This is a genomic window from Mycobacterium sp., from assembly GCF_049673265.1.
In the GTDB taxonomy this organism is placed as follows: Bacteria; Actinomycetota; Actinomycetes; order Mycobacteriales; family Mycobacteriaceae; genus Mycobacterium.
The window spans coordinates 1-2,562 of record NZ_JBATXN010000389.1; the positions used below are offsets into that span (position 1 = coordinate 1).

Sequence of the window (2,562 nt, forward strand, 5' to 3'; positions counted from 1 at the left end):
GTGTAGAAGCTGAACCCGAAGATGTAGTCGTACTGGATGTTGAGCAGCCCGGTGGTGAGCTCGAAGAGGATTCCGCCCACCAGCATCACCAAGGACAACCGCTCCAGAAGTTGCGCCATCGATCGCAGCGGTGGCCATGTGAACAGCCGGGGCATGACCGACCACAATTTGGCGAGCACCACCGGGATAATGATCAGACCCAATCCGACGTGCACGCCTTGAGTCAGCCGGTAGAGCCAGGAGGGCCGGGTCGGCCAATCGAACGTGGGCAGTTTGAGCCATCCGACGTTGCCAGGGATGGCTTGGCCGAATTGCGGACCGTACGCGATGTATGACAGCAGCCCGGTCAGAATGACCACCGGCAGACTGACGAGCAGCATCGAGCCGAACACCGACGTCAACCACGGGCCCCGCAGCGGGCTCCGCCACCGCTGCAGCAGGCCCATCCCGGGCGGTCGGTGGCGCTCCAACGCGCGCCACAAACGGGTCGGAAATCCGTACACCACCTCGATAGTGTCGCCCTAAGCAGCGGTGCTGCGCGAATCGTCGTAGCCAGGCGCCTCAGCGCTGTTCGCTGGGCGTGCACGAGAGTGCATCCGTCGGCTACCGGTCCACGCCCGAACGGGTGGCGCCTGTCAGCCCGCAATCACTCTGGCGTGAATGTCGACGACGTGAGTGACGAGGAACCCGCTAGCGCTGGCAATGTCGCCGAGCGAGCCGGCTCCCACGCGCGACCACGGAAACCAGTGCCCAAGATATTGTTCGGTTTCCCAGCGCACTAGCCGTGGACTCGATCTCGACGATGGCAATGCCGCCATGCGCGAGGAGTTCCGCGGCCCGCTTCAAGGTCCGAACCGGGTTCCCGCCGATACCGATATTCCCGTCGGTGAGCAGAATCTGTTCCCAGTGGCCCTCGGCGGGCAACGGAGCGAACAGGTCGCGGCGGATCGCGGTCCCGCCACGTCCACGTGTCATCTCTACCGCGGCGGTCGAACAGTCGACCCCGAGGGTGGGAAATCCGCGCTGCCGCAGAGACGCGGTGAATCGTCCAGGACCGCATCCCAGATCCAGAGTGGGGCGTGAAGTGCAGTGCCCAAGTACGTGCTCGTCGGCGAGTCGATCTTGTGGTGTGGTCTCGGGTCCCCCGATCCAGCGGACCATCGGCAATTCACGGCAGCGCCCGTGGTGATCGCGAGCCCAACACGGGCTCCCCGCCGCCGCCGACCGATAAATCAGGTCGACGGACCTTGCCCCACCAACCTCGCAGGTACCAGCGGTCATCGCCGCTCCCGGAACCATACGGCGCGCATGTCCATCTAGCCACCCGTTCGCATCATCGGTGCATTTAAGTGGTATTCGGCGCTGAGTGGACTACGGATTGCCCAAGCCAGGATTCTCCGGGCCTGTCGACGCCGTGCTGAGCCAGCGACCGCGTGTCCCGCGCCGCACGCAGGCTCACGACACGCCAGCACGCGCCAATTCGGCGATGCGAAGTACCGGGCCATGGCGACAAAGTTGTCGGCAGTCGGTCGAAACTCAACTCCGCCGACAGCTCCGCCAATTCCGACGTCAACGCTGTCATGGGCGTTCGTACGTCCCGGTTAGCATGCCGCGGGCGATCACGTGTCCGCTCATCTGCTTCAGCAGCGCTTTGGCGGTGGTGACGTGGTCGGGAATCGGCTCGTCCAGCGCCAACAGATGGAACCGATAGCGGTGCGGCCCGTGACCGGGAATCGGGCGCGGGCCCGCGTATCCCCGGTGCCCCAAACTGCCCGGGATGAAACGCATTCCCGCGGTTCCCGGCTGCAACGCGCCGGTGTCGACATCCGGCACATCGGGCTCGATCACCGCGACGGTGTGCAACAGCGGGCGCGGCAGCGGAACGTCGACGTCGTCGATGATCAGCACCAGCTGCCGCGTCTCTGGCGGTACGCCGGTCCAACGCAGCTGCGGTGAAGTATTGTCGCCGACGCCTTTTCCCGCGCTCGCCGGCGGCATCACGCCGCCGTCGCTGAACGCCGTGCTGGTGACCATGATGTTATCGGGAGCGGCGAAACCCGCACCCGCAAGCGGACTTCGATGCTCGCCTGCTCGGACTTTGCGCAGCAGTCCGCCGATGGCGCCCATCATGCGCCGCTTCCGGCGCCGCGGATCGCTACCGTGCTGGACCGCAGCACGTCGCCCAATTCGGTGGGCAGATAACCCTGCGCCGCCAGCCGTGGCAATACGCCTCCGCTGGCGATGATCTCGAGAATGAGATCGGGCAGCTTGGGCACCGACCCCGACGCCCCGGTTGTCTCGTTGCGCCATTCGCCGGTGTGCAGATCGAAGGCCCCGGTGTCGCCCTCGCTGAAGACGGTGGTGGCGTCGGGAATCGTCATTGCGGGCAGCCCGGCATTGACAGCGTTGCGAAAGAACAGCGAATTGAATTCCTCGGCGACCAATCCGGCCACGCCGAGTTCGGTGAACAGCGCCGCAACCGGCCGCGACGATCCCAGCCCGAAGTTCTTGCCCGCCAACACGATGTCGCCGGGCGAAACCTGGTCGGTCCAACCGGGCCGT

The 2,562-nt window shown here is 65.5% G+C and carries 3 protein-coding genes and 1 pseudogene; all 4 read right to left on the minus strand.

Going from position 1 to position 2,562, the window contains the following annotated elements:
- Positions 1 to 446 (minus strand): annotated as a pseudogene (locus WBF82_RS13495) (molybdopterin-dependent oxidoreductase); the annotation flags it as partial.
- A gap of 244 nt (positions 447 to 690) precedes the next feature.
- A complete protein-coding gene (locus WBF82_RS13500; RefSeq protein ID WP_424383517.1) occupies positions 691 to 1,281 on the minus strand; it encodes a methyltransferase domain-containing protein in 591 nt (196 codons plus the stop codon).
- Positions 1,282 to 1,578: 297 nt separating this feature from the next.
- On the minus strand, positions 1,579 to 2,130 hold the full coding sequence (locus WBF82_RS13505; RefSeq protein WP_424383518.1) for a YbhB/YbcL family Raf kinase inhibitor-like protein: 552 nt from the start codon (positions 2,128 to 2,130) through the stop codon (positions 1,579 to 1,581).
- The coding region (locus WBF82_RS13510) for a 3-isopropylmalate dehydratase (protein ID WP_424383519.1) at positions 2,127 to 2,562 on the minus strand (436 nt) is incomplete at its 5' end. The genes WBF82_RS13510 and WBF82_RS13505, both read right to left, overlap by 4 nt.

Bases quoted from the DNA above. Each gene is read 5' to 3' on its own strand.
- WBF82_RS13505 (WP_424383518.1), bottom strand. From the start codon at position 2,130: ATGATGGGCGCCATCGGCGGACTGCTGCGCAAAGTCCGAGCAGGCGAG.
- WBF82_RS13500 (WP_424383517.1), bottom strand. From the start codon at position 1,281: ATGACCGCTGGTACCTGCGAGGTTGGTGGGGCAAGGTCCGTCGACCTG.